The 24,908-nt window shown below is 54.4% G+C and carries 33 protein-coding genes and 1 pseudogene; 3 read left to right on the top strand and 31 right to left on the bottom strand.

The features are described from left to right. Positions 1-18: 18 nt before the first annotated feature. The 19 genes from traN to CRO23_RS24355 form a co-directional block, all read right to left on the bottom strand. On the bottom strand, positions 19-1,923 hold the full coding sequence (traN, locus tag CRO23_RS24265) for a type-F conjugative transfer system mating-pair stabilization protein TraN (RefSeq protein ID WP_097103270.1): 1,905 nt from the start codon (positions 1,921-1,923) through the stop codon (positions 19-21). 169 nt (positions 1,924-2,092) lie between these two features. Continuing rightward, entirely contained in the window at positions 2,093-2,767 is a 675-nt protein-coding gene (gene trbC / locus CRO23_RS24270; protein WP_226772907.1) for a type-F conjugative transfer system pilin assembly protein TrbC, read from the bottom strand. A 10-nt stretch (positions 2,768-2,777) separates the two neighbouring features. Further along, positions 2,778-3,776, bottom strand: coding sequence for a conjugal transfer pilus assembly protein TraU (gene traU / locus CRO23_RS24275; RefSeq protein ID WP_097103272.1), 999 nt, complete (start codon positions 3,774-3,776; stop codon positions 2,778-2,780). Further along, on the bottom strand, positions 3,773-4,150 hold the full coding sequence (locus tag CRO23_RS24280; protein ID WP_097103274.1) for a hypothetical protein: 378 nt from the start codon (positions 4,148-4,150) through the stop codon (positions 3,773-3,775). Before CRO23_RS24280 ends, traU begins: the two co-directional genes overlap by 4 nt. Before the next feature lie 11 nt (positions 4,151-4,161). Next, entirely contained in the window at positions 4,162-4,815 is a 654-nt protein-coding gene (traW, locus tag CRO23_RS24285) for a type-F conjugative transfer system protein TraW (RefSeq protein WP_255253530.1), read from the bottom strand. Then, entirely contained in the window at positions 4,808-5,233 is a 426-nt protein-coding gene (locus tag CRO23_RS24290; protein WP_097103278.1) for an HNH endonuclease, read from the bottom strand. Before CRO23_RS24290 ends, traW begins: the two co-directional genes overlap by 8 nt. Next, the gene (locus CRO23_RS24295) at positions 5,226-6,080 is read right to left on the bottom strand and encodes a DsbA family protein (protein ID WP_080441035.1); all 855 of its coding nucleotides are present in this window, start codon (positions 6,078-6,080) and stop codon (positions 5,226-5,228) included. The genes CRO23_RS24290 and CRO23_RS24295 overlap by 8 nt, the downstream gene beginning before the upstream one ends. Beyond that, complete coding sequence (gene trbI, locus CRO23_RS24300; protein ID WP_097103279.1) at positions 6,077-6,508, bottom strand: type-F conjugative transfer system protein TrbI; 432 nt, start codon at positions 6,506-6,508, stop codon at positions 6,077-6,079. Before trbI ends, CRO23_RS24295 begins: the two co-directional genes overlap by 4 nt. After that, positions 6,505-9,135 carry a type IV secretion system protein TraC gene (gene traC, locus CRO23_RS24305; RefSeq protein ID WP_097103281.1) on the bottom strand — a complete coding sequence of 877 codons (2,631 nt, stop codon included), beginning with the start codon at positions 9,133-9,135 and terminating at the stop codon, positions 6,505-6,507. Before traC ends, trbI begins: the two co-directional genes overlap by 4 nt. 12 nt (positions 9,136-9,147) lie before the next feature. Continuing rightward, positions 9,148-9,702, bottom strand: coding sequence for a type IV conjugative transfer system lipoprotein TraV (gene traV, locus CRO23_RS24310; protein WP_441347590.1), 555 nt, complete (start codon positions 9,700-9,702; stop codon positions 9,148-9,150). Between the two features lie 9 nt (positions 9,703-9,711). Next, positions 9,712-10,098 carry a hypothetical protein gene (locus tag CRO23_RS24315; RefSeq protein WP_097103283.1) on the bottom strand — a complete coding sequence of 129 codons (387 nt, stop codon included), beginning with the start codon at positions 10,096-10,098 and terminating at the stop codon, positions 9,712-9,714. Continuing rightward, entirely contained in the window at positions 10,095-10,313 is a 219-nt protein-coding gene (locus tag CRO23_RS24320) for a hypothetical protein (protein ID WP_097103285.1), read from the bottom strand. Before CRO23_RS24320 ends, CRO23_RS24315 begins: the two co-directional genes overlap by 4 nt. Further along, complete coding sequence (locus CRO23_RS24325) at positions 10,310-10,903, bottom strand: hypothetical protein (protein ID WP_141398636.1); 594 nt, start codon at positions 10,901-10,903, stop codon at positions 10,310-10,312. Before CRO23_RS24325 ends, CRO23_RS24320 begins: the two co-directional genes overlap by 4 nt. After that, positions 10,900-12,291 (bottom strand): F-type conjugal transfer pilus assembly protein TraB, encoded by a 1,392-nt coding sequence (gene traB, locus CRO23_RS24330; protein ID WP_097103289.1) that lies wholly within the window; start codon positions 12,289-12,291, stop codon positions 10,900-10,902. The genes CRO23_RS24325 and traB overlap by 4 nt, the downstream gene beginning before the upstream one ends. Beyond that, on the bottom strand, positions 12,278-13,024 hold the full coding sequence (gene traK, locus CRO23_RS24335; protein ID WP_097103291.1) for a type-F conjugative transfer system secretin TraK: 747 nt from the start codon (positions 13,022-13,024) through the stop codon (positions 12,278-12,280). The genes traB and traK overlap by 14 nt, the downstream gene beginning before the upstream one ends. Continuing rightward, positions 13,011-13,577 (bottom strand): type IV conjugative transfer system protein TraE, encoded by a 567-nt coding sequence (traE, locus tag CRO23_RS24340; protein WP_097103293.1) that lies wholly within the window; start codon positions 13,575-13,577, stop codon positions 13,011-13,013. The genes traK and traE overlap by 14 nt, the downstream gene beginning before the upstream one ends. Before the next feature lie 9 nt (positions 13,578-13,586). Next, positions 13,587-13,892, bottom strand: a complete 306-nt coding sequence (gene traL / locus CRO23_RS24345) for a type IV conjugative transfer system protein TraL (RefSeq protein ID WP_097103295.1) — start codon at positions 13,890-13,892, stop codon at positions 13,587-13,589. A gap of 9 nt (positions 13,893-13,901) precedes the next feature. Further along, a complete protein-coding gene (gene traA, locus CRO23_RS24350) occupies positions 13,902-14,267 on the bottom strand; it encodes a type IV conjugative transfer system pilin TraA (RefSeq protein WP_097103297.1) in 366 nt (121 codons plus the stop codon). 126 nt (positions 14,268-14,393) lie between these two features. Further along, positions 14,394-14,591 carry a TraY domain-containing protein gene (locus tag CRO23_RS24355; protein WP_097103299.1) on the bottom strand — a complete coding sequence of 66 codons (198 nt, stop codon included), beginning with the start codon at positions 14,589-14,591 and terminating at the stop codon, positions 14,394-14,396. A 203-nt stretch (positions 14,592-14,794) separates the two neighbouring features. On the opposite strand from CRO23_RS24355, the gene CRO23_RS24360 reads away from it, so the two are divergent. Together CRO23_RS24360 and CRO23_RS25005 are read left to right on the top strand one after the other, a co-directional pair. After that, the gene (locus CRO23_RS24360; protein ID WP_097103301.1) at positions 14,795-15,448 is read left to right on the top strand and encodes a helix-turn-helix domain-containing protein; all 654 of its coding nucleotides are present in this window, start codon (positions 14,795-14,797) and stop codon (positions 15,446-15,448) included. Between the two features lie 3 nt (positions 15,449-15,451). Further along, positions 15,452-15,940, top strand: a complete 489-nt coding sequence (locus CRO23_RS25005; protein ID WP_141398637.1) for a hypothetical protein — start codon at positions 15,452-15,454, stop codon at positions 15,938-15,940. Here CRO23_RS25005 and CRO23_RS24365 read toward each other — a convergent pair. From CRO23_RS24365 to traM, 3 genes are all read right to left on the bottom strand, one after another. After that, the gene (locus CRO23_RS24365; protein ID WP_097103303.1) at positions 15,933-16,664 is read right to left on the bottom strand and encodes a metallophosphoesterase family protein; all 732 of its coding nucleotides are present in this window, start codon (positions 16,662-16,664) and stop codon (positions 15,933-15,935) included. The two genes, CRO23_RS25005 and CRO23_RS24365, sit on opposite strands and share 8 nt — an antisense overlap. Positions 16,665-16,681: 17 nt before the next feature. Further along, on the bottom strand, positions 16,682-17,344 hold the full coding sequence (locus CRO23_RS24370) for a VUT family protein (RefSeq protein ID WP_097103305.1): 663 nt from the start codon (positions 17,342-17,344) through the stop codon (positions 16,682-16,684). Between the two features lie 80 nt (positions 17,345-17,424). Next, the gene (gene traM / locus CRO23_RS24375; RefSeq protein ID WP_097103307.1) at positions 17,425-17,826 is read right to left on the bottom strand and encodes a conjugal transfer relaxosome DNA-binding protein TraM; all 402 of its coding nucleotides are present in this window, start codon (positions 17,824-17,826) and stop codon (positions 17,425-17,427) included. A gap of 418 nt (positions 17,827-18,244) precedes the next feature. Here traM and CRO23_RS24380 point away from each other — a divergent pair, with 418 nt between their 5' ends. Continuing rightward, complete coding sequence (locus CRO23_RS24380) at positions 18,245-18,715, top strand: transglycosylase SLT domain-containing protein (protein ID WP_097103309.1); 471 nt, start codon at positions 18,245-18,247, stop codon at positions 18,713-18,715. Between the two features lie 285 nt (positions 18,716-19,000). Here CRO23_RS24380 and CRO23_RS25010 read toward each other — a convergent pair whose 3' ends face one another. The 9 genes and pseudogenes from CRO23_RS25010 to CRO23_RS24420 form a co-directional block, all read right to left on the bottom strand. Continuing rightward, the gene (locus CRO23_RS25010) at positions 19,001-19,297 is read right to left on the bottom strand and encodes a DUF5983 family protein (RefSeq protein WP_141398638.1); all 297 of its coding nucleotides are present in this window, start codon (positions 19,295-19,297) and stop codon (positions 19,001-19,003) included. Positions 19,298-19,398: 101 nt separating this feature from the next. Beyond that, positions 19,399-20,226: pseudogene (locus CRO23_RS24385) on the bottom strand (DUF932 domain-containing protein). Positions 20,227-20,282: 56 nt separating this feature from the next. After that, positions 20,283-20,654, bottom strand: coding sequence for a dehydrogenase (locus CRO23_RS24390; RefSeq protein WP_097103311.1), 372 nt, complete (start codon positions 20,652-20,654; stop codon positions 20,283-20,285). A 772-nt stretch (positions 20,655-21,426) separates the two neighbouring features. Then, positions 21,427-22,224: an N-6 DNA methylase gene (locus CRO23_RS24395; RefSeq protein WP_097103314.1), complete on the bottom strand. Its 798-nt coding sequence runs from the start codon at positions 22,222-22,224 to the stop codon at positions 21,427-21,429. 54 nt (positions 22,225-22,278) lie between these two features. Continuing rightward, positions 22,279-22,542 carry a hypothetical protein gene (locus tag CRO23_RS24400; RefSeq protein ID WP_097103316.1) on the bottom strand — a complete coding sequence of 88 codons (264 nt, stop codon included), beginning with the start codon at positions 22,540-22,542 and terminating at the stop codon, positions 22,279-22,281. Positions 22,543-22,630: 88 nt separating this feature from the next. After that, positions 22,631-22,978 carry a hypothetical protein gene (locus CRO23_RS24405; RefSeq protein ID WP_097103318.1) on the bottom strand — a complete coding sequence of 116 codons (348 nt, stop codon included), beginning with the start codon at positions 22,976-22,978 and terminating at the stop codon, positions 22,631-22,633. Positions 22,979-23,014: 36 nt separating this feature from the next. Continuing rightward, positions 23,015-23,434: a protein TraE gene (locus CRO23_RS24410; RefSeq protein ID WP_097103320.1), complete on the bottom strand. Its 420-nt coding sequence runs from the start codon at positions 23,432-23,434 to the stop codon at positions 23,015-23,017. A gap of 59 nt (positions 23,435-23,493) precedes the next feature. Next, positions 23,494-23,916, bottom strand: a complete 423-nt coding sequence (locus tag CRO23_RS24415) for a hypothetical protein (RefSeq protein WP_097103321.1) — start codon at positions 23,914-23,916, stop codon at positions 23,494-23,496. Positions 23,917-24,541: 625 nt separating this feature from the next. Further along, positions 24,542-24,769 carry a hypothetical protein gene (locus CRO23_RS24420; RefSeq protein ID WP_097103323.1) on the bottom strand — a complete coding sequence of 76 codons (228 nt, stop codon included), beginning with the start codon at positions 24,767-24,769 and terminating at the stop codon, positions 24,542-24,544. Positions 24,770-24,908 lie beyond the last annotated feature (139 nt).

The following is a 24,908-nucleotide window of genomic DNA, read 5'->3' on the forward strand; positions in this document are numbered from 1 at the left end:
TTGAAGTCCCGCGCGTTTTCACTTGGCTGCCTCCTGCATACGTTGTGCGATTTGCTGCTTAACCTTTTCCAGCAGTGCCGCGTCTTCCGGCACTTTCTGGTTCTTCATCAGGTCTTCATAGAAATTGGCAAAGTCCAACTGGTCGAAGTTGATGCGCTGCAGTTCGTCTACGGTAATGCCCCGGCAGTCCGGTGATTTGGCGCCGCCAAAACCGATACCCAGCTGCCACGCGCGCCCCTGCTGTTGAACAATCTGTGCCAGCTTGCTGTCAAACTGGCAGTAGCTGCGCTTCTTCTGCAGGCAGACGCCCAGCACTTTCTTGCTGCAATATTCGCCGACGCTGACGGTCAATTTGTTTTCTTTCGCCTTGCCCAGCGCCTTCTCTTCGCTGTCGCAGTGCGCCAACCCGACGCTGTTACCCCACCCGGAGTCCTTGCAGCAGTCGCTGAAACCGGCAAATGCCTTGCGGCAGGACTGCCCCTTACCGGTGAAGGCGCGCACATCGATACCGTTCAGCACCGCAACGTCCTTGCCGGCGGCCGCCACCGCGGCCAGCTCGGAAACGGCGTGCGCAAAGTCGTTGCCCTGGGTGCCCTTCTGCGCTTTGTCGCACTCCCCGTCGAGGCAGTACATCTGGCCACCGCACAGCATCACGTTACCGGTGGTGCGGGTTTCGCAGGAGTAGGTCACGTTCTCGTGCAGGCACTGGCCATACTCATCAGAGAAGGCGCAGCCGTGCGTGGCGAGGGTACAGGCCGGATTGTTGGCATAGGCGTCGCAGCTGCCCTGGCCGGCCTCCTGCAACCGATAGGTATCGGTAAAGCGCCAGCAGCTGGCCCACACCGGATAGGTCTGGCCGTTGACCGTAACGGTTCGCTCGCCGCCCGGCTCACTGCAGACGGTATTGACCTTCACCGCCCCGGCTTCCTGTGCCAGTGGACAGTCTGCCGGCGTCGACGTGGTCGGCACCCAAACCTGCACCGACGAACTGCCGTCGAACTTCACGTAGAACACCATCGGCGAGCCGCCCCCGCCGCCGCTCAGCTGCCTGACCATCGCATCCAGAAAGGTATCCAAGTGGCCACCGGGGTCCATCGTGAGGAATATATCGACCTGCTGACCCTGCGTGAGCGTGACGTTACCGACGTTCAGCAGCCGACTGCCCCAGTCCTGACGGCCATAGCGCACCTCATTCCCCAGCAGTGAAAAGGCCAGCGGCACGCCATAGCTGTGCAGATCGTCCTGCAGCTCGAGGTATATCGAACCCGTAGTGAGCTTGCCGGTAAACGGCGCCGTAAAGGTGCCGTGAATGCGGTTGCCCTCTTTCCACCAACGGGTCATCGATTTGTCGATGTGCGCGTTACGGTCTTCATAACGGGTCTCATAGTGGCCACCGATGTCGGTGGCACGTTCGCAGGTACGCATCACCGCCGTATCACGCTCGCACACATGCCGGGTGAACTCACTGCGGGTTACCTGTTCGGCCTTGCAGTCCGGGCCGGTCTTGCCGACGATGCTCTCGGCCTTGCCTTCAATCTCCTTGCCAGCCTGAATAAAGGGCGCATCGTGAGAAATCGGCTCCTTGGGGTTCTTGAGCACCGAATCGGTCACCGCCTGCCCGACCTCGGTCTGGCCCCATGCGGTGCCGCCGTCGGTCTTGAGATTGTTGGCATCCCCGGCCGTCACGCCGCCGTAATAGCCTTTTTCTTTCGGGTTGTCGGTGTAGTTCGGCAACACGTTCGCCGGGTTGGTGTTCTGCAGCGTCCCTGTACCCTGACCGGCGACTTGTTTGGCAAACTCGCTGCCGGTCTGGAACACGTCATCACCTTCCGCCCGGCAATCGCCGGTGGCGAAGATAAACGTCCCCAGCACCAGGGCATGTGTCGCCAGCAGACCGGGCAGAGACTTCACCAGATGGGTCATTTGCCTTTCCTCCCGCGTCTTGTTTGCCCTTTTTTCGGCATTAACGCCCTGAATAGCAGCCATAACAGCAGTACGAGCCCCATGAGCCCCGCGATAACCAGGGTCAGTTGCATCAGTGAAAACAACTTCTGTAGGGGCGTGCCAAACATGTCCATATTCACGTTGCCGCTCATTTCACACCTGCCTTATCCAGTAATGCCTGAGCCGCGGCGGCGCAGTCGCCGTCTTTGGCAACCTTCTTCAGCGCCTGCGCCATCAGCAGGTTGCCGCGCACCACATCGAAGCCGGCCGCGCAGCGCACGACCAACGCCGGCACGGCGGTCACGCCGTACTGTGTGTAGGGCTGCGGGTCGATTTGCACGCCGTCGATGCCGCCGGCTTCCACCAGTTTTTGCACCCGCTGCACCGTTTCGCGCATGTCGCCATTCACCATGCCGCGCAACGTGGCCGGAATGCCGAAGCGACGCGCCTCCTGCAGCATGCGGCGCATACCCTCCTCGGGAATAGCGAAGGACACGAAGTACAGCGCCCCCTCGGCCGGTTGTTCGGTGGCGTCCTGACGCTGTTTCGCTGCCAGCTGGTCAATAAAGGACTGGTCGTCCTGCGCCAGTGAACGCGGCGGCTGATTACGCAGGAACTCCGGCACCGGGGTGTTTTGGTGCAGGTCAGCCGAGCGCTTTTCCTGCTCGCGCAGCCATGCCCGGTTGCTGTCCACCTGGACGGTCGCCTGCTGCTGTGCGGTAGCAACAGGATCTGCCGCCGTTTGCCCGACAGCGATCATCGGTACGGTTGCCCCCATCAGGAGCACTGTCAGCAGCCCTGTCGCCTTGCTGTATGTCGTCATGACTTTCTCCTTATAAAAAGACGCAGTTGCGCTTGCGCCACATGACGTAGCCGAAGTTCTTCTTGCTGGCCGGCGAGTTGTGGCCCACCTCCCAGCGCATCACGCTGCGCCCCATCGGGTGACAGCGGGCGCTGTCCGGGTACATGTTCACCATCTGATAACGCCAGCGCTCTTTCGGCATGATCGGCGACGGGTATTCGAAGCAGACCGCCCGGTCTTTGCCGATGGATTCCATGATTTGCCCCTGGCGGTGCAGTTTGAACGCCATCTTTTCCGAGACCAGCACCGACGACTGCAGCGGGCTGATTTCCTTGGCCACCCAGCCGTTGAACGGGTACATCGAACCCTGACTGCCGGCGCACCAGAACAATGCGTCGATCGGCAGATGGAAGCCGCTGGCAATGGCGTCGGCCGCGCAGGCGCCCTGCGCCAGCGGGTTGGCAAAGACCACAGCCTCCGGATTGAGAATGGTGGTCAGGCTGCTGTCGACCCAGGTCGGGTCGATTTCCGACAGGTAGGCGATGTCCATGTCCCCGCCCTGCAGGCAGCCCGCGGAAGTGATGATGTTCAGCCAGTAGGTCAGCGGGTACTTGTACCAGTGGACGTGATAGAACGCGGTGGTCACGTCCCCCTTGCCACTGCTGCTGCCGGTGCCGGTGCCAATCTTGCCGAGGTTGATGCTAAAGCCCCCCAGGTTGACCATGCAGCCCGGCGAGCGGGTTACGTCAGTCATGGCCATCGGCTCCCAGTACCCCATTGCCATCCCGATACGCTGAAAAATCGGCGGCGGTGCCGGGCAAAACTGAATAGGGCTGCCCGGATTGCCGGTATCCGGCAAATCCCCCTTGCCGACCGGAATGCTCCCAATCGAGAGCGGGAAGATGCAGCGCCAGCAGATATCGGTGATCGGGTTGACAAAGCGCCCCTGACAGGCCGCATCCGCTGCCTGAGACGGCGCCGAAAACAGGCCTGCCACGACCAGCAACGCCGAGAGCCAGCACCGGGTCATACGCGACGCTCCTGGCAATGCGTCGCCCACTGCGTTCCCCGGTAAATCTCTTGCACATCACCGGCGGCAACCATCCGGGCGGTGGGACGTGCCTCATCCTGTGGCGGTAATAACGCAGCCAGGGTGCTCAGCAAGCTATCGATAAGCGCCAGCTTGTCGAACAGATAAGAGCCATGACCGTCCTGTTCGGCAGGCAGCTGTTCACGCAGCTCGTGGGCGACCTCACGGCACTCAAGAATGCATTTGTAGATCCCCCCCTTTGCCGACGCCGCCTGGCGGATGGCCATCAACTCGCCGTGGCGCGCGGCCAGCAATTGGCGACAGCTCTGCAGCTGATTCTCGGTCGCAATAAAACGTTTACGTGTCACAAACATGCTTATCCCCTTCAGTTCGCGTGGCCGGCGGCAGGAATGGATTCGATACGCAGCCGCAGGCCGCTCGGCGCCGCCGTGATGCGCGCCGGCACCGTCGTCAGCCCGAACCGGCGCGACAGCGCCCCGCCCTGATCGAAGTAGATACGGCTATCGAGCGCGGCAGAGGTTTTGGGAACGTCGCCGTTGACCAAAATGATCTTCACCATCAGGGTCTCCGGCTGCTGCGCCTTCATCCAGGCAACCTGCTGCGGATCGTCGCCGTCGATGAAATACAGCGTCTGGGCGAACGGCACGGTGGCCAGCGGGTTGATAACGTCGCCCTTGCGAGCAAACACGCGCCCCTTGTCGTCTTTCAGATCAGAAGAGAGCTGCACGCTCGGGTCGAAGAAGCGTTCGGCATAGCGCTCGGTTTTTCCGATGCCGGCGACCGGCTCAGGCCGCTGGCTGTGCTTCACGGTGCGCGCTTTGAACGCCGTCATCTCCTGCTCCCAACGGCCGCTGCGCTGCAGCGCGGTCAGACGTTCGTGAATGGTCTGCAGCATGTCAGGCTCGGCCACCGGGTACAGGTCGCCCCAGGTGCCGAAGTCTTTGGCCGTCGCCATGCTCGTAAGCTGAGAAAGTCCGAACACCGCTATCAGCAGGCTTTTACGTAAAGGCTTAGCCACGCTTTGCCTCCCGATACCGTTCGAACCAAAACACGACGGGCGCGGGTTTGACTTCAATCAACCCGAAGCGCTCTGCAGTGCGGAAATTGACGCTGTAAGCCCGCGCTCGCTCAGCTTGCGCCGCTATCTGCTCGCGGAACGTCTCGAGGCTAAAAGTCGTTTTGAACAGGTTGCACGGGGCGCACGCCGGGTTGAGGTTCTCGATGGCATCGCGGCTTTCATGCAAAACCTTGCCGGTCGCTTTCAGTTTGAACAGACCCTTTTCGGCGGCGGCCATGTCCTGCTCGGATTCTCGCATCACCGGTTCGAGGTGATCGGCATGCCAGCCTTTCTCCGGCAGTTCACAACCGCAGTAGGCGCATCGGCCGCCAAACTTCTCGCGCAATACCGCGCGTTGTGCTTTGGTCAATTTAGCCATGCGGCACCGCCTGTGAGGGAATATCCGCTTGTTTTGCCTGCGCAACAGCGGCCTGCAGCGCCTTCACATCGACGGCGCCGTACAGCGGCGTCACCTGATCCGCCCGCGCATCACGGGTCGGCATGACGATAAAGGCGGGGGTGCCGCTGATGTTCAACTGCTGGGCCAGCTCGCGCGTGGACAACAGCGTTTTCTCCGTCTCGGGCAGCACGGTCATCGATGCCGCGCCGGCAGCCCGGAGTGCCGCATTAAGCGTGGGTTGGGACAAGCGCCCTTCGTTCTCACCGGAGGCAAACACTGCATTGTGGTAGGCCAGATAGGCGTCACCGCCCTTAAGCTGCCACAGCGTCAGGCCGGTACGCGCCGCCTGCACCGACATCGGCCAGCGGCTGCCGAAAATGGGGAATTCCTTGAACACGAAACGCACATCGGGATTGTCCCGTACAAACTCAGCCACCACCGGCGCCATACGCGCGCACCAGATGCACTGATAGTCGAAGAACTGCACCACGGTCACAGCCCCGTCAGGATGCACAGCCGGCGTCGCCGGATCGTGCAATAACGCTGCCTGCAGTTCCGGCTGCGTGGTCAACGCGGCTTGTACCGTGCGATTGGCCGCGGTCTGCTGCTGCGCGTCCAGTTTCTCGCTCATCTGTAGCAGGATGTCCGGGTGTGCCAGCAGATAATCGCGGGCAAGTGGCCCGATAGCATCCTGCTGAGCCGGGGTAAACACCACTGGAGCCGCCGTAATGGTGGCTGGCGCTTGTTCCATCAACCGGTTCGAAGCGAACATGACTATTAAACAAAGAATAAAGCCCGCCATAAAACTGATTGCTGAACTATTCATAGGTTTGCCTCCTTACCTACACGGGCGATATTGCCCCGCTGCATGCGGGCAGCAATATCCCGCTGCAACTCGCGCGTCACGTCTTTTGCCCCGCCCACCACCGCCGGCGAGACCAGAATGATCACGTTGTTGCGCTGCTGGTAGTGCGTGATACTGGCCTCCAGCGCACCGGTAAACCGTTCTGCCAGTTGTTTGCTTTGCTCCGAGGGCAGCGCTTTTTTCCCGGCGCTCTCATAGAACGCTTCCATGGTCTGCTTCATGTTGAACGTGACAATCACCGGCTGGCGCTGCACCAGCCACAGCGCCACCAGGCTGCTCAGCAGCACGGCCAGTACCACCGCGCCGCAGCCCCACAGCGCCAGCCGGCGGTCTGACCGCTGTCCACCCGCGCTCCCCCGCTCAATCACCTGCAATTCAGTGCCTGTCATGCCGCCATCCTCCGGTTAGCCTGACGCTCGACCCACTGTTCCAGTCGGGCCATCTCGTCACCAAACTCCTGACAGGCCAGCGCGTAAACGGCATCGTGCACCGACATTCCCTGCGCGCGCCGACTCTGGATAAACTCAAAGTCCTCGCCGCGCGACGAGTACAGGGCGCGGCTGAGTGGGTCGACAAACAACCGGTGCCAGGAGCTGCGCCCGTTCACCATCAACAGGAACGAGCTGAAGCCCTGCGCCACCGCATCGTCGAAGCGATTGATAACGTCCTGCTCCAGCGGACTGAAATTGTTCGGGTACTCCTGGTTGTAGTTTTTGAACGCCATCGCCTCCTGCATCAGGATGACCTTGTACGCCGAGTTGGCCCAGGCAGCCCGCGCCGCGCTCGATGCCTCTTCGGAGTCAAAGTCCTTGATGTTCTGCGTGATGGTGATGTAAGCGCCACCGTGTTTACGGGCCACGCGGTAGCCTTTCTCGATAAACTTGCCGACCTTCTTGTTCTCAAAGTCCAGCAGGCGCCACCCCTCGTCGATGACGCAGAGCTTTTTGGTCTTACGCGACGTCTGATACATCCGGCCTTCGATAAAGATGATGAGGGAGAACATCACGGCGACCAGCAGATCGGGCCGGTCTTCCAGACTGCCCATTTCCAGCACCACCATACGGGCGTCATCATGCAGCGTCGGTTCGTCCGAGTTGAAAAACTCGCCATGAATGCCCCCACGGGTGTATTTGTCGAGCAGGATGGTCATCTCGTGAATACGCGTGCGGATCGGCGGTGACTGGCGGTACTCCTCGGCATCCATGGCTTCTTTCAGGAAATCCACCACGTCATCGATGCGCGCCGAACGTCCCTTGGACAGCCAGGCCGCTTTCGCCGCCATCAACAGCAGGGACTCGGAGACTTCATCCAGGTTGCCGTCCGGGCTGGCCATCACCGACAGCTGATCGCGCAGGCGTTCCGCGCTTTCATTAATGTTGACGATGTTGGCAAAGGGGTTGAACTTGAGCGACTCGGCATCGATGTAGACGCCGCCCATGTTCTCGCAAAGCGATTTGTAGCCGGCGCCCATATCAAACACCCAGGCCACGCCACCGGCATCGATCACGCTGCGGATCATCGGCTGAATCAGCCCGGTTTTACCGGCGCCGGACGTCCCGCACACGGCCATGTTGTAGTTGGGGTTTTTCATGCCCTTGGCGTAGATATCGATAAACGCCAGCTGGTTGCGGTAGGTGGGAGCCAGCAGGCCGGACGGTGCCAGACGGTTGTCGGCTACCACCGGCATCAGATTGACCACGTTCAGCGTCTTGGCCCGGTGCACGGCGCCGTGTTTGCGCAGGTCATCCAGCACACCGTGATGGGCCATGAACGGCAGGCAGGCCAGGAAATTCCAGTGCTGCTTGAACCGCGGGGCGATCAGGTCGATACCGTTTTTGCGGTAGGTGTTGATGACATCCTGCTCACAACGCAGCGCCACGTTATCGTTGTCTTCGCAAAATACCGTGACGTTGTAGAAGTAAGAGGCCAGCGCCGTCTGATTGGACGACAGCGCCTCGCGCAGCTCCCCCCACTCTTTGGCTTCCGCCACCACGTTCGGGAACACCTTGGCATAGGATGTGCGGGATTTTTTCTCCAGATCGAGGTATTTGCGGTTGGCCTCGAACTGGTTCTTCTCCTGCTCTTCGACCACCATCGTCAACGTGATGATGAACGGGCACGCGATCGACAACTCGGGGTTCAGCAGGTTGCCGTAGTTGTCGGCACTGGCCCACAAAAATGCCATGTCTGGGTTCTTTTCCAGCTGGAAATTCATCACCCGTGCCACGCTCTCGTTCTCACGGCCCGCACTGCGCAAGTTTATCTTGAGGCAGTCAGGGTAAACGTTCATACCGAAGCCGTTGTCGATGCACTGAAAGTTCAAATCCTGATAGGGGTCGAGCGTGCGTTTCGTGTCATACAACTGATCGGGGTCGTGGTTGATCATCTCGCCAACCACGTTGATAAAGTCGCCGGCGTCAACCGACCTGGACGGTATCTTGGCGCCCATCAGTGACGCGCGCAGGACCTTCACCAGGTTCTCCATCTGTAAAAAGGCGGCCTTGTTATTGCGTCTGGCCTTGATGCACATCGAGATGAACACCCGGTAATTACGCAGGGTCAACGGGATATCAACCCCCAGGGGCAGCGCAAATCGGTCTTCCGCCGCCGTCAGGTAAAAGGCGCGGGTGATGGCATTGAACTTGTCGGCATCCCGTCCGGACCAGGAGAAATCACGCAGGCCGGACTCGATGTGGTCACCCACGCGCTTGCTGGACATCAGGTGGATAGACAGCGGTACGCCGCGCGGCAGTTTGGTACGCAGCAGGCTCTCAATCGCCAGCACCTCGGTCGGGCTGGCGCCGGTCAGCGGCTGCACTTCCAGCATGAAACCGATAGAGCCGTCATTGATGAACAGCCCCGAGTTTTCGTCATAATCACGATAAGGCAACAGGCTGCTCAGCTGCGGGAAACGCATATCGCCGAGCAGCTGGTTGGCCTGACTGGACGCATCGGGCATTTTGAGCGCCGACAGCAGGCTGTTGGCCGTATGGGTGACCTTGTCGAGCAAATTCATGAAGGGCTCCTGTCAATACACGGACTGGGGCTTGCCCCAGACGGCCGGTTTAACCACGAACAGCACCTTGCCCGGCTGGTGATAGACGTCCTGGCTGTCAATCCAGGGCGCGATCCACAACTGCGCGGTCTGCTCGGCCTGGCGGGCCGGGCGGGTGCTACCGACACCGGCACAGCGCGGCAAGGTGCAGGTGCTGACGGTCGTCACGATAGAGGCCGGCGCAGCGATCGCCGGATACGCAGACACCGCTGGCGCCGGGGATACAGCTCCCTGACGGGGCAGCAAGCGTGACGAACGGCCGACCGCAACCGGCACCGGGCCGGTATCCCGACCAATCGCCGCAAAGTCGCCGTCAGCCAGGCGAGGCAATGCGGCCGCAGCCGGCTTTGCTCCGCTGCCCTCTTCCAGTGACTTGGCTTTCTCGTTGGCCTGCTCCATCGTCATGCAGCTGTCGGAGGTGGTGGCGTTACAGCCGAACTCGCTGCTGACGCCGGCACAACCGGCCAGCAGCAGCACGCCACATAATACGGGGAGTAAAAGCAGTGATTTCATGATGTGCGTTTTCATTGAGTCTCCTTAAACCCTGACAGAGAAAAAAGTCACTAACGGTACAGCCAGAGTCATTACCCATCCGGCGCATGTATGCGCCATCAAGAACGTCGGCACATCAAACTCCAAGTGAATGAAAGAACTCCCGGCAACGATTGCGACCGAGATGGGCACTATCAGTGCCAGGCATACTGACAGTGCGTAAACAGAGGATTTTTTGTTGGGACCCGTCATTAAGAAAATTAAGGAGAGCGCCGCCGCCCCCGCACACCAGAGGATGTCACGCCGAAAACCGGCCCACTTGTCGGCATCGGTCAGCAGGTTCTCAATGCGCCACGCATCGAGCGCAAGCCAACCACCCCACCAGGCCAGCAATAAAAAGACATATAACCCCGTCATTTTTCGTTCAGTCATGATTTGGCCTCATCCTCAGTAGGCTGTGTCGGTGCAATAGAAATGCCCTGCCGCACGGCATTCGCGCTGTATTTATCCACGATGGACTGCATCAGCGTTGTTTTCTCCGCGCCGGTTCGGCCACAGACGACGAGGTTCCCGATTTCTGCAGAAGCGACACCCAGGAAGGGAAAGTCATCGAAATGCCGGATAGCGTTGTTGTCGTTGTTATTCATCGGTCTGTCTCCTTATCGTCCTGTTGAACGGGTCCGGGTTTGCGGAACGCCACCACCTTGTGGTGGGTATTCTCAAGAAGCGGGTTGGCGGCATCGGCATGAGCCACATTCGACTGCCCCACAGCGTCATGTGAGTTCTGCGTGCATCCATGTCCCAGAAGGGCATATTCCTCATAAGCCCAGTTTCTTAACTTACAGCCCCATATTTGGATAAGGACTCTGTCGTGAAAGCCGCTTATCGCCGCTGGAAGTTCTGGTGTCCCCGCGCCAATATCCTGGAGTAACGACTGGTATTCGTATTGCAGCCGGGCTGGATAACGCGCCAACAACCGCGATATTTCCTGCAAGACAGAGGAGCGGGTGAGCCGGGTAAGCTCCCAATGCACAATTAAAATCAGAGCAAATATCAGCGTCCCAGAGAGCAACCCACCACCCAATGAAAACCAAAACCACTCCACCACCGCGATGACCGCCCCCATCACCAACCAGCCCCCGACGCTGAAATGTGGAATGTTTCCAAACCGCGAATAAACTTCGGACAGATGCAATAGCGCCTTCAACGTGGACTTCTGCTCTTTAATATCCATCACTGGCCACTCCCTTTACCGATACCGAACTGAGCCGGATCAACCTTGCCGAGATGGTTCAGCATCTGATCGGTGTTGAAGCCGTTCAGGTTCTGCCCGGACTTGGTCTGATCGCCCCCGTCGGTCTGCGCCTGCTGACGGCTCTCTTTTTCCGCCGCCACTTCCTCGATGGTTTTCATCTGGAAGCCTTCCTGGAACACCACCGTGACTTCATTGCCGGCGCCGATCGGAATAACCGGGTGATACTGTTCAGCGCGCTTGATGTAGTAATCGCTGAGGGTCGACGCCGCCTTGCTGGCGCCCCCGCCGAGGGCCGACTTGGCAATGTCGCCGGCGCCCATGCTGGCCGTTGCGCCCAGGCCAACGGTCGGCTGCGCCGCCCGGCCGGCACCTTCACCTAACCCATCAAGGAACCCGGCGCCCCAGGCAAAGCCGAGGATTTTGCCGTTGCGCATCACCACCTCGCCCTTGACGCCGTTCTTGCCCATAAAGGAAACGTGGCCATCGATGTCCTGATCGATAATGTCGTCGCCCCGGATGCAGCTGATTTTGCGGGTACGCACGATGGCACGTTCGCTGGAGACGTCCCCGTAGGCTTCCATGCTGATAAAGCAGCCGGTCGCGTCGTAGGTCTTGCTGTTCGGCATTTCGATCCGTCCGGTCAACCGCACCTGCATCGGCACCGTGGCCGTATTCCCGGTTACCGAGGCGTTGGCATCCGCCCCCTCAATCAGGATGGATTTAGCGAAGCTGCCGGTCGGGATGTAGGGGTACTTTTTCTTTGGCTTGCCGGCCTCTTTCGGGCGCAGCACCTTGCGATACAGCTGACCCGGCACCGGAACAGGCGTGTAGTCCACGACCGGCGGCGGAACCGCGCCGCGCCCCGGATAGAAGGCGGTTGGCGGCGGCACCGGGCCGCCGGGCGCCGGAGGGAAGGCCGACGGCATCGGCTCGCCTTCCGGCGTCACACCGGCAGCAAGAGGGGGAATGGCGGTGGCGCCGGGCGTGGTGCTCCCTGGTGTTGGGGGCCCGTCGCCACCTGTCTGGTTATTGAGCTTGCGGTTTTCGTCTTCCAGCGTGCTGATGCGCTTCTGGTCTTCCTGGTGCGCCTTACTCAGCATGTCGATTTCCTGACGCAGTGACGAGAACTGCTTGTTGATTTCGGCCTGCGCCACCTGGGTTTGCGTGATGGCGTTCTCGGTCGCCCGCTCGCCGAAGGTGTTGTCCACCACCCCGGTCATGTCAGGGGCCGGTTCGCTGGCCTGCATCGGTTCACTCTCACTGTCCTGCGAGACGTACCAGCCCACGCCAACGGCCGCGGCAAGCGCCAGCGCAACGCCGCCAGCCCACAGGAACTGTTTGCGTTTGACGATGACATTAATGTTGGCCATCGGCTGCCTCCCCGGAGAAGGTGATCCACACACCTGCGCGGCCGCCGGCAACAATCTGGCGGGTCGGTGTGTCGAACATCACCGCACGCACTCCCGCCGTCCAGAAATCGTGCTCGTTCACCCAGCGCGCGGACGTGCCGGGATTACTGACTGTAAAGCGCACCACCTTGAGGTTGTGGCCTTTCCAGACCTGGGCAGCCTCGGCACGCAGGCCGTAAGGCGCTGCCAGCTGCTCGGTGGTCACAGGCACCTGGCCATAACCTACCGGCAACCGCCCTTCCATCAGTGAGCGGTTGAGGTCGACCAGCATCGACTCATACGGCTGTGACTGTTCCCAGATCCGGGCCGGCTCGGACACGCCACGATCACCACTGACCAGCTGGAACGTGCGGCCACTGCCGGCGCGTGGGACTGCGCGAATGGAGAAATTCATCCCGCGCTCAGTTTCAATGACGAAGGTGAAGGGCTTTTTGTTGAGCGTACTGAGCACCAGCCCGCCGTTGGCGGTCGGTTCATACCGCACCAGGTTCTCGTCAACGCCGGATACTGCCAGCACGCTGTCCCCGGGGACGTTGAACAGGTTGGGTTCGCTGTTGCTGAGCGCCACGGCCGCCTGACTGCCGTTCTGCAAAGGAATGGTGACCGGCGCCAGCACCGTGCCGGCCTGTGCAGTGCCGGCAGCGGTCAGCGCACAGGCAAACAGCCATCCGTGGACGGGGTTATTTGTTTTCATCGGATACCTCGACAAATTTGGCCAGCCAGGTCACGCCGTCAGTTCTGTCGATATAGAGGGCGTAATGCTTGAGCACCGAGTCCGGCTTGCTGTCGCCGAACCAGGTTTTGAGTTCACCGCGGATATCGACCCGGCCTTCTGCGGGATAGACGCGAACACCGGTTTTAAAGAACGCCGCATTAACGTCATTCTTTTTGATTTGGTTGGCCTCCTTGGCCATCGTCAGCTTGAGTTCCTTCTGTGCGGCGGGTTTGACCATCGTGAGCAGAAATTGATGCGAGGCATCAACCGTCTCAGGGGAGACGTTGAGACGCAGTGAGACAAAGCTCAGCGCCATCTGCTCGAGATAGCCGGCGTCCATACTGTTCTCTGAAATCGCAAACGGCGCCTTAAACAGCATAGGAACGGCGACGACCTGACGATCGCCCTGCAGTTTGTAATTGGTTACGGAGAGAATGACGATAGAAACAATGCTCAGGAATAACAGCACACCGAGTGACACGAAACTCAGGGCGATAATCCTATTGGAATTAAGTCTGGCTGAATGTTTCATTCCCTCACCCTATTTAATCCATTGCCGAAAACACGAAGGCGGCACTTTTTTATAAAGGTCACGCAACATAAAGGTGGGCAGATACCAGTACGCCAAATCGCGCAACCAGACGCTGCCCTTCCCTTTTTTAACCTTGCGTATTGCCAGATAAACCAGAGTCGCCACGATAATTCCCGCAATCTGTTTGCCCTGCCAAAAGAACCAGCAGGCAGAAAGCACAATGGGAATTAATTCGTCAGGGGTTAAACCAAACCAGCGGCCCTGGTTGTTCAGTGTTTTCGGGAAACGGTAAAGATTGATATCGTCTCCCGACATAATGCCTCCTCAGTAGCCGGCGACCTTCATGCCGACGTTGCCGATGATGGACAGGATGATGAAGCCGAACAGGAACTTGAAGCTGTGCGTGAAGACATAGAGGCATAGCCCGGTCACGACCTCACCGAGGATGATCCACTTGTACATGGTGGAGCCGCTGCCGGCGGTCTGCTTAACGGTATCGTCACCCGTTTTAAGCAAGTCACCGGAAGCCCCGGCAGCCAACGCCAGCTGCGGGAATAACGCGGTCAGAACGGCAAAAGGCAGAACGAGTTTGAGGAAATTCACGACGCGTTGCCGAGAAAACAGCTTACGAAGTGAAAACCCCTGACGTTGGGCAACAGAAGGCCCCTGAGCGCTTAATAAAGCATTCATTATTAAATTTCCTATAAAATAAAAATCACGTATGGATATGTTTTAATATCCAGATATGGTCGGTTTATTTAAAGTGTGATTTGATATTTGTAGTTAGCCTCCTTATTAAATTCAGATATTAGTTTGTTAAAATTTAAAACTCTTGCCCTGGGTAGCGATGTCTCGGACTTGCTGAAGATGGTCTGTGAGCCTCAAAAGAGCCTCCTGACGTTTTGTTCTCCCAGACCTATTTGCAGCATGTGTTAGCAGTTCATTCACCTCAGGACCAAGCTGCAGGGTGATAGAAACAGAACTGTACTCATGTTCCGATTGAGATTTTTCCATAAAAACCGTAAGTTATGTTAGTTAACGAGGATGAAAAGCCATCAGAAGACAAAAAATCCCTGTTACATCTTACACTTACAACAATAGTCATAAGAACGTCACAAACACTGGATGCAGTAAAACAGTCAGTACTACACTGAGAGTGGACCAACGCTACTTGATCACACTCCACACACATTAAAGTATAGGCAGAAAACATTATAATGCAACAAAAACACATTAAAACATCAGAAGAAAATCATATGTCATTGAAAATGATAGGCGAAAACCTTACTTACCTCATGCGTTTGCATGGTGTTGACGCCAATCGGCTAAGTATCGAGACAGGGATCGGTATAGCAACCATCAACAATCTTAGAAAGGGAGTTGGTAATCCAACGATATCGACTCTTACCTCCATTGGAGATTATTTCAACGTTAAAGTAGGTGACCTTACAGATAATGACTTGAGAGTTACTGGAGAAGTTAGTCAAAATGTAAAATCAATACCCCTTATAACCTATAGTGATATTGAGAGATATCTAGCAAATAAGATCAGATCAACAGGCACATACACAACAGAAGTTGATGATATTGAAGATGATTCGCTTTTCGCTGTTGAAATAACAAACAACTCACTCTCCCCAGAATTAGATCGTGGCACATATTGCGTAATATCCTTAAAAGAACAATATTGCGATGGTGATATTGTTTTAGTTAAATTAAAGAATTACCCAATATGTTTGAGAAGAGTTTTCGTTTCAGATGGAAACTTACAATTTACAAACATATCGCTCGAATCAGACAACGTAGCCAAGTCTTATAGTGACTACACAATCGTCGGGGTGTTATTAAAAACAGTAAAGAGGATGAAGTAAAATATGGAATTATACAAAATCACTATGTTTATAAAGAGGATATTTACTCCTTGTTATATATACACATTAGATCGCAGTGTTGAAAGGACTTCGGATGGATATTGGCTGTTCAAAGAGTTCGGAACACATACGTTTGTAAAAAAAAGTTGGAATCAACTAGTTGAGGGAGATTTTTTAAGGCATGTCAATCCGAAAGACATAGCTCATATAGCAGAAACCGAATCAAAGCTTAAAATAGAATCAAGTAAATATACAATTTTGGAAGAAAAAAGAAACTGTACTTGGACTCTAAGGAATGGGATTAACTCAATATCAATATCAGGCATAGAGTTTGTGAGAAACAGAGGTATCGTTGATAAAACTGATTCATTAGATGCAACAAAAATTGCATTTTATACAGGAATAAAAGAAGGCAGAGAGCTCTCTGCCCAATCAAAAAATCAAAACTTAAAAATAAATCCTAAAAAAACAAAACTTACATTAATCAAATAAACCAAGGTGTTACATGTACATGTTCACCAAGGTTAACTACACTAAACGCGCTATTATCAATGAAGGAAACCTCTTTAGTTCCATTCTTCCATTGAGAACACGCAGCTGGAGAAACTGACACCAGGGTATCTCCAATCTTACGTTGAAAAAGTGTATGAGCATGTCCTGAACCAATAAAGGAAACATTCAAACGCTGGCAAACATCAAGAAATTCAGATGCGTTCATCAACATACAATTATCTACAATCGGGGTGCCAACTTGAATAGGATGATGATGTAAGAATAAAGCAATTTTTTTACTTTTACTTGCTAAAACTTCCTTTTCAAAACCAACCAAATCTTTCTTTTTTATAAAACCATAATCCTCATTATCCACAACAGAATCGACACTCAGTATACGCCAATCCTGATTACAAAATGAATTAACATTTAAACCACAATCATATTTCTCGGAAACATAATGCAACCCCTGTTTGTTATCATGATTTCCAGGTATAACATAAACAGGTAAAGAAACATGACTCATCGTTTTAAAAAACTTCTCGTAAGACGCATCTCCACCATCATGAGATATATCTCCAGTAACCATGATTAAATCTGCGTTAATCTGATCAAGATTTGACTCAATAAAGTTAATAATATATTTCAGGTTAGAAAGGTGTTTTAACCCAACCTTATTCTCTTCAGAATAAATATGTGTATCAGTGATTTGTATAATCTTCATGGCAAATCCTTCTGCTATTACTTGAACGGGTTGTAAGATGTACCCCAATCATAGTGGTCGGTTTTTTCAATTCTTTTTACAATACCGACCAAATATATAGCAAGGGGTAACAAGATTATTGAGACAACGACTTTATATGACCATGTTGTACTGATAATATTTACTAACTCCGTGAATGTGTACTTACCGGATAGACTAATTGGATAAGCCGTTAGCAATAAAGCTGCTTGTGTTGTCATAGAACCTACGATATATCTCACAAAAAAGTACTTTCCAGAAAACACTATTTTCATTTTCGATATAATAAATCCGTTAACAAAATATGATACTGGTACAGACACCCAAGTCCCAATCATAACCCTCCAGAACTCGTGGTATAAAAAATAATAACCACTTGCAATAGCATTCTCTTCAGGTTGTATAATAGCAGCTACATTAAGAATCAAAACATATAAGCTTTGACATATAACCATTATCCAAATGGCTCTTACAGACAACTTATAGCCATATACCTCTGTTAGGAGTGTTGAGATTAAAAAACACAACGAAAATACAATACCACTTGCAGTTATTTTGAAACCATACACATCGAGAACCTTGTAAACCAAGGTATCACATGTAATCATTATGGTAACAGTTAGCCCAATAAAAAAGCCATATAGTTTTAGATTTCCTTGCATACACACTCCTTTGATAAATTCAATGTCACTTTCACTTTGATTATAATAGATATATTTAAAATTACACTAAAAACCTACTTTCAATCATCACCATATTCAAAGTTATCGCTAACCAAAAAGAACCGTTGCAAATCTTCTTGAACCGAGTCTTTTATTTCAGAAATGATTTTCTGATAGTTATTAAGTTTTGGCTTATCTGCAACGTGTGGAGCTAGAGTACTTGCACCAAGAACCTTTGCCATTGCAAGTTGAGTTTTCAATACGTTTTCTAAAAGTGTTTTGTTAAACTCCGTCTGATTAAAAGGGTCATCTTTTCTTTCCATCTGTGCCTCATAGACTCTGAGACCGAGTTCAAGAAGCATGGAAATAACACTAGATGTACTTACTTCAGTTTCAGCAGCCCCTTCTTGACGGCGCTGTTCAACAATTGCGTGAATCTTTTCAACCGCCTCCTTGCTGACATATGCTTGAATTCTTGCCATATAATTTTTACTCCATGATATTATTAGCTGACAGATAATCTGTATGTATTTTGAGTTGGCATGCACGAATCAAATCCGACTCTATTTGCGAGTCTAATGATAGCTATAAAAGCAAAAAAGCACAACTCGCCTCTAGGGTCGAGTCTGTTTATATATATGAAATTTATTAATAACTCTATATAGAGTTGTGTATAAACTCGAATAACGACTCTAGTTAGAGTCCTTTACAACTCTAATTTCTCACCATGTAAAAACAAAACAATATCTAAAACTAATAACCAACTATTTTAAATAGAAAATTCTTCAAAATACAATTTTGCGTGGGGTGTGATGTGGTTACCCAAAAGAGCGCGAATTTGTTGACTCGAGATCCCGAAAAGGCTAGATTTTCACCAGGGCTAGGGATTTTAAGGAAAACATGAAGAACCTCATCGCAGCATTAATGCTATTCAGTTCAACGGCCGCTATGGCTGATTGTTTTGACATGGCGGGTCGGGATTATCGCATCGACCCGGATCTGCTACGTGCTATTTCATGGAACGAGTCACGATTTAATCCCGTCGCCATCGGCCCAAACCCGACAACAGGGTACGGTGTAGGGTTAATGCAAATTGACTCCCAGCATTTTAACTCCCTCTCTTTGATAGGGGTGTCAGAACGGCACCTGAAGCAAGACCCGTGCATGAATATCTACACCGGTGCTTATTATCTCGCGATTGCCTTTAAGAAATGGGGAGCAACCTGGCAGGCAGTGGGAGCTTATAATGCAGGGTTCAAAGATTCACCAAAGCAGGCGCAGCGACGTTACAAGTATGCGAGTAAAATCGAGAAGACCTACCGGGCGATAAAAGCCAACAAGCAGCAACCCCTCCTCGTTCAGAACCCATAGTTTATCCACATATGCACATAAGACAAAGCCAGTGAAGTTTCCCATCATCTTAATGGGAAACGAACGGTAGCGGTTATTTCACCGGATCAAGGTGAAATAACGTCGATTGTGTAGATGTGGGTAAGCGGATCGCAGAGTTAACGGACACCACCGAAAAACGGTCACGTTTTTTGGTACTAACTTGGGCGTCCCTTCGGGGCAGCGGGAACGGGAAATGTATTTCCCGCTGGGCGGGCGGGGAGAATAAGATGCGCCCCCTCGATGGGGACGCATCTTATCAGCGCGCTACCACTCAAAAACGTCGTAGCCTGGAAGAATGGGCGCATCACAATCAAAATGGATGTAGCCTGTGCGGTAATATTTAACATGGTGAATTAGAAACCGCCTCAGCGCCTTTGATGCCCCTTGCGACTTTAATACCCGCAGCCGCCAACGATAATCCGTCAGCACCAGAATATAACCGAGCTGGATGTTAACCACCCAGGAACGAAAAGCCGCCTGCCCTGCCATTGTCGCTAACAGCGCGTTATCTTCCGATGTAAAATGTGCCGTACTGCATACCCGTAAATTTTCCGTTTGCATCTTTCACCCCGTGATTTCATACTGTCCGCGCTGTGTTAACTGTACGTTCTGTAGCAGTGTTCGGCCCCGGTATTGATGGGCGTCATTACCGGGGCACCCTGTTACTTCATTCGGTTTTTGAATTCATCCGCAATCAGCCATAACGCACGGTTCAATTTAATATCGCCATCGATACCGTTGACCGCCCGAGTACGGGTATTTTTCCCGGCCGCGCTTTTACCGGGTAATCAGCCTTTAATCATGTTTTCCTGAACGCGCTGGAATGTCGTCCATAAATCATTACCGTAATCTTCTCGCCGACGCGGACGCAAAACTTGCGACGGCGTGATCGGGGATTTATCTTCATACTCGTAGCGATAACTTAATGCCGCCCGTGCAAATAATTCCTGATCGCGATCGGACAGTGAAATGCATTTCATGGTATCGAGGTCATTATCGACGCGATCAAATATGCCGAGCACTTCATACGCACCTTCAATCACCTGCCCGACCACGTCCCCTTTATGCGGGACACGAACATCACCGAACGATTGGCCAAATACCATTCCATTGGCACAGACATAGCGGAACATTCCGGGGATCATTTGGTAACTGCTGCTCCCGTCGTGGCTATTCAACAATACGATTTCTGGCACTTCCTTATTGCCGGAGACAATCATATTTTCCCGACGCAGCCGCAGCATGTGTTTGGTATGCCCGCGTTTGCTTTCATCACGAACGCGGGTCTGGCAGGCATAAAACGGCTGAAAGCCTTCCTCGCGTAATTTATCCAGCAGCGTAATGGTGGGGATGTAGGTATAACGGTCACTGCGTGAATCGTGTTTATCTTCTGAAAACACGCTCGGCACCACGTTCATTAATTCTTCGTTGGTTAACGGGCGATCTTTACGAATGGCGTTATAACGGCCAAAACGGGAAGTCAGACGCATGATATTCTCCTTTCTCTTTGAGTAAGGCCGGACAATTTTTTTAGACCGGCGATGAATTAATGGTATGAGTGATTGATAGCCAACTGAAGGTGCAGCCGATAACGCGCATGTTCCCAGGCAACGACGCCGGTCTCGCCAAAATACGCACCGGCCAGACGCTGCGCCTTAATCCAATGTTGCGCGACGGCATACGCAATTTTCGGTTTATCGGACGGCGAGTTATCGACGCCGTTAAACACCACCCGATCTGTCATCGTGTTAAAAATTTCATACAGCGATTGCGCCAGTTCGTCAGGGGACAAATACACGCCGTGTAATTCCTCCATAAATGCCAGTTGACGGATCATGATGCTTTCCGCGTCGGGGTATTTTCCCGCCCATCGTTTGGAAGATTCTCTGGTGGCGGTGTTGACGTTTTGCGTGTTCATCCTGCTCTTGCTCCTCTCTGGTGGTTATTCCATCGTTCGGTGAGTTCCCTGGCGGCAAAGGGCGACGGAGCAACGGCGTAAGGAGACACGCAAGGGGCGAGACGAAAAGTTTTTACCTGGAAAAAGTTTTCGGTGAAGTGCATTTAACCCCTTGCGGGGTGACGCGACGGTGCTACGAACAGCCCTCCGCCGGGGAACGGCCGTCCGATGGCTCACCGGAAACTCAGCGAGGAGGAACACGGCCGACACGGCGACAAGTCGGGGCGCCCTTAGCGTTCCTCGCCTGGGCGAGAAACAGTGAAAAGCGGCGCCGGCATCGCCGGCTGCAAGCGTGCCCATCGCGTGACGGATGGAAGCCCGTCAGGGGGGAGACGGCGTGCCGGCTCCCTGCGCAGCACGACAGCCGGGCCCGAAGGGCACGCCCTGGCATCATGCGGAAACCCGGTTCACCGCAGAAATACCGGCAGCCGGCAAGGGAGAGGTATAAAAACCGCCACCAGGTCTTTGTGACAGCGTGCGAGAAGAGAAAGAATTGCCGGTGCCGAAGGCGCCGGCCTTTCGTTCTGTTCGTCTTTTACCGCGCGGGGCTGACCTGCGTCACCGCCACCGGAAAAAGGGTGCCGTGCCCTCCTCCGTTTCCAGGTAGCACACGGCGTCGTCATCAAACGCCCAGTATCCCCGCCCCGATCGGTAAATTCGCCCGGTAATAGCAGCGTGTCGTTTTCTGCCATGCATTATCGGGCAGGATCGCCCTGCCCTCCTCCCTCGGTTGTTATCGATACATTGGCCAGCGCGCAGACGTCACGCGATACCAAAACGGCGTATACATCTCGCGCTGATACTTCAGTGTCAGGCTGTTGCCGATCACCACGCGCGCCGGAATGCCCAACAGCGACAGCTGGATGTAACACATCCGCGCCGCCACCGGATCGATGTCCACGCAGTCGGCGCGCAGCTGCGTTTGCGGGTTATACCCCCGCGCCAGCATCACTTTTGCAAACGCGATCACCATCCCGCCCGCGCCGCAGGTCGGTTCGGACAGCGTGATATACGGCTCTTTATCCAACACCGCTAGCCGATCACCGGCCACGAGTCCCGTCATAAGCTCGGAGAGATGGCACGGCGTGAAAAACTGGCCGATGCTGTCGCTGCCCAGTTCGAGTTCCATAAACAGCGAGCCGAGAAAATCCCCCATGCCCTGATCCAGCCCGATGACCAGCAACGAAAGCAGCTGCGCCATGCGCTGCGCGTCTGCCTTCTCATAGCGCTGTATTGTGGCCATATACTCCGCCTCGATATCCGGCGACTTTAAACAGGCATTCTCCAACGCGCAGGCTGCCAACTTCACAAAATCGCTGAACACTTCATAGCGATGGTGATAACGCGCCGTTTCGCGGAACGTGGACAGAAATGCCTTACGCGGATCATCGCCGGTGATTGTCCGTTTTCGTCCCGGTACAGGGTCGGCGGTTTTTGGCTGTTCTAACGCATCAGCCCTGACGTTCTTTTCAGCCGGGCGCACTGCATCGACAGGCACCGAAAACAGGGCATCAAAAGAGAGTTGTGACATCAATTAACCTCCGGGTCAGTGAATAGCCACCCCGAAACGGGGCGGCTCGCGTTATCAGGCCATCGCCCGCGTTAACTCCAGCGCACGCAGAACGTGCCCCCACTCACTGCCTCGCATCGACGGCACCCGCACCGATTTGCCCTTGCGAACACACCCGGCGATATGACGCCCGAACGACCGCAGATCCGGATCGACGTCGGCGGCGGCTATATCGCCGCGCGCGATCCGCCATTGGCGCTTCACCTGCTCGCACTCTGCCTGCAGGAGCTTTACATACTCGTCGGTTACTGTCATGATGCTTGGGTCTGTTGATTTCATGGTGAGACTCCATGTAGTTTGATAGAGCGCCGGTCTAACTTTCCTAGGGGTAAACCGGCATGAGGAAGCAGCGGAAACGCTGCTTTTTTCATTTACGGGCTTGCGTCTCCCGGCTTAACACCTCCTTATTGATCCGCGCCAAAATGGCGCTGTGCGGTAACGTCACCACGTCGCGGAACCGGAAATAACGCTCCCCGACCTTGGCGTAGACAGTGGTCACCTCCCCGCAGTACATTTCGGCCAGCTTGAAAGTTTCGCTATGTGCGTCACCCTCCCAGTCTTTCGGGTACATCACCGCGATGGCATCCATAAACGCCGCCAGCGTGATTTCTTCCACGTCGCTGCGTGCCTGCTGCTCGCGCCGTTGCCAGTACGCGGCCTCGGTACTCGCATCCCACGCCATGCGGTTTTCGGTGCTGATTTCGGTCTGATACATCGTTTTTTCTCCTCTGTTAGGGTGGTTTTCCACCAGTTAAATGCGGGTCAACGTGCCGTAGTAAGGCAACGTGCGGCCATCGTCCCCGCGTCGCATCCGGCCATCCTCTGACACATCGACGAAAACGCCGGTATCGAGACACAGCCAGATGAAGCCTTTTTGCATAAAGCGATACCCGGTTGTGCTCAGACAAACGGGGTGCACAGGCTCGAGCTGTTCCACGGCGTACACCGTGCAACCCTCTGCGCTGGTTTCGCGCACAAATCGCGCCACGGCATCAAACGGATTGCAGGCGTTCGTGATGTGGCTGCAATTCAGGTTCACCGTGCCCCCGATGCATGGCGCCGAGAATTTGACAGAAAAGCGACCGATCTCCTGAGTAACAAACAGGCAGGCTTTTACATCCCAATCATCAGACGCTCCTTTGGCGGCGGTGTTGATGCTCTGAATTTTCATAGTGTTATCTCCTTCTAGTGATAGACCGAGCAGCAGCACCGCCGCCCGGACGGTAAAAGTTATGGGCGATCCATCCGGGCCATCGCACATTCAAACTCAAATCTCCCCTCCAAATTTTCGAGCACATACGCCACGGCGTTACTGCCCATTTCGCCGCAAATCTTTGGCGCCAACGCTATCGCGTCCAGCCAGCAACGCACGATCATGTAAGGAACGCGGGGCTTATCACCAAAAGCACCCACGTCGTTCCAGTTCGTCACCGAGTCCAGCACGTTATCGGCGATAGTCATCAGCAGCTCCATCAGCCGCTGCGCTCTTTCCGGTTTCCACTGATCGTTAAAATGGTGCAGCTCGTTCAGATAGCCCTGTTGCTCAGCAATACGTTCAGCAGGCGACAAGCCCCAACCATAGGCTTCCGTCCACCCATATCTTTCAGAGCGTTCCTTCGTGGCGGTTTTGACGTTGACGTTTTGTGTGTTCATGCTGCTTTCCTTCCTGGGTGGTTGATTTATCTCTCGTCGGAACCTTGCGCGGCGAAAAGCTGACGTAGCGACGGCGAACGGGTGACAGCAAGGGCGCCGCTTGCGGCGTGCACTTCACCCTTGCGGGCAACCGAGCGACGGTGCTACAAAAGCGGCCGCGTAAGGGCCGATGAGAGATAACCACCGGTGAGATGAGCAGGAACACACCCGACACGGCGAAACGCCGGGGCGTCCTCAGCGTTCGTCGCCAGGCGACGAACAGTTAAAGCGGCGCCGGCATCGCCGGCAGCAAGCGCATGCTGTTGACCTTGGTGTTATTGATGTTGGCTTTCAGACCTTAGCCGGCAGGCCCGAAACCGCTACGCGGGTTCGGCGAGACTTGGCGACCGCGCGCGCGAGCGACTAGTCGAGTAGGGCTCGATGGCTGGGCGCTTGCGACCGGCCACCGGAGGAAGCTCATAGGAGGTTTGAAAAAGGTGTTTTGATAGGCACCGGCGATAGGCAGATCACCGGCTTTATTTGAACGATTCATTCCTGTAAAGACACTCGGCATTTCCTTCCTTTGACTGAGCCCAGTTTAAGATGCAGCGTAGCTAAACGCTGCGTATATCGACTTGTTGAAAATTTATATTTCTGAACTGCCGATCCAATTGTCAGCCAGATAGGCATCCCATCCTTCTGGCGCCATGCTGTCGATATCAATGGCCAGTAATTGGTCATGCGTCCAACCAGTGCTATCAGGCTTGATGCTTGCCAGTACAGCGCCGGATAAACCATTGATTACCAGTATTTTTTGTTCATTTCCTGCCAACAGGTCTGGTTCTTTGCTCGAGATAGGTTTTGCGACTATCATTCCAATAAATCCTTTATATCCCAACGATTTTGATGTTTGGCGAAGGTTTGCCGCCGGCGCCCTGTATCATTTCAGGCGTTCACTGGCCAGCTGGTACACATCGCCGCGCTCACGTTTGCCGACGGCAACCACCGCGATA

The organism is Serratia sp. JKS296, from assembly GCF_900215445.1.
Taxonomy (GTDB): domain Bacteria; phylum Pseudomonadota; class Gammaproteobacteria; order Enterobacterales; family Enterobacteriaceae; genus Serratia; species Serratia marcescens.